The sequence below is a fragment of the Coprococcus sp. ART55/1 genome (assembly GCF_000210595.1).
In the GTDB taxonomy this organism is placed as follows: Bacteria; Bacillota; Clostridia; order Lachnospirales; family Lachnospiraceae; genus Coprococcus; species Coprococcus aceti.
Genome location: NC_021018.1, coordinates 701,094 through 702,419, shown reverse-complemented (window position 1 = coordinate 702,419; position 1,326 = coordinate 701,094). Strand labels below are relative to the sequence as shown.

At 40.2% G+C, this 1,326-nt stretch carries 1 protein-coding gene; it reads left to right on the top strand.

The window, feature by feature from the left end:
• Positions 1–1,326 (top strand): hypothetical protein (locus CCU_RS03390; RefSeq protein WP_208895953.1); only part of this gene is annotated, 1,326 nt, incomplete at both ends.

The window sequence follows — 1,326 nt, the reverse complement described above, 5'->3', positions numbered from 1 at the left end:
AGCTTGAGGCAAAGGATAAGTACAATACTTACCTCAGACGTTCATATGGTAAGAGCTTTATGAAGAACATGTACTCAATACTTGTTCTTGGACCATCGGATTCATTTGGTGGATTTAAGGTTGACTTCAAGAAGGAAACATGTCAGTACATACTTGACTATGTATCAGCAGGAGGAGATTTGTTCTTCTTCCACGATTCAATGTCACCATATGCAAATGCAGGTGCAGTTAATCTTACAAAGTCACTTATATCAGTAGTAGGAATGAACAGATTCCATGTTGATGTAACAGACAATGTTGTCAAGTATGACAATCCGCTTAAGCTTGGTAAGTATAACGTTAAGAGTGTTTCTTACAGCAAGGCTTCTGTTAATACAAGTACATTGGATGTTACATACACAGCAGATGGAACAGTCGATGATGTGACATATACATCACCGGATAGCAGCTTGTATTACCTGACACCATATGCAAATAATCCTACAGCGGGCGAAGGATTACTGAACAGTATGAATTCTAACATTATGGATGTATTTGTTGAGAAGAATGCATACTGGCAGCCATATCTTGGAAAAGATAAGAAGGTATATGTAAGTGCACTTGCAATGACAGCACTTTACTACAATGGTAATATGGCCGGTGCAACAACTACACTTCCATATGTATATGCACAGGAGTCATATAAGGCAGCAACAGCCTGGTCACAGGCAGCAAATCAGGATCAGTCAGCTTGTGCTGAGACAGTTAAGGCTACACAGCTTAACTCAGGTCTTGTAACATTGTATCCATACAACATAAGTTCATCACTGAACATATCGGGTACACATCAGCAGGCATTTGCACTTGATCTTGAGAGTGACAACATAACAGTATGGTATACTCTTGCAGGTTCAAATAACTCATCGAACAGTAAGATGCGTTCATCAAAGTATGCAGCGGATCCTGGAGATGCAATGGAGGCTTACTTCATCTACACTACAGCTTATGGCAGTGGTGCGATCACATATTGTGGTGCCGGACATTCATCAGTTACAGGTAGACGTACAAGAAACAATGATGAGAGAAAGCTGTTCATCAATGTTATTGTAAACAGTGCATCAGCAGTACCAGAGATGCCAACTATTAAGTGTTACGATCCAAAGCAGACATGGGCTGCAGAGGATGAGCTTCCAAAGGATGCAGAGGCACTTGCTTCGTCAGGAAAGACAGTATATGTTAAGGAAGTTGATTCAAAGACTGACGATCCTGACTTTGATTACAAGATTGGTATTCCAGAGAAGACAAAGGTAACAAAGGTTAACATTTACTATGATCTGGATTATGATG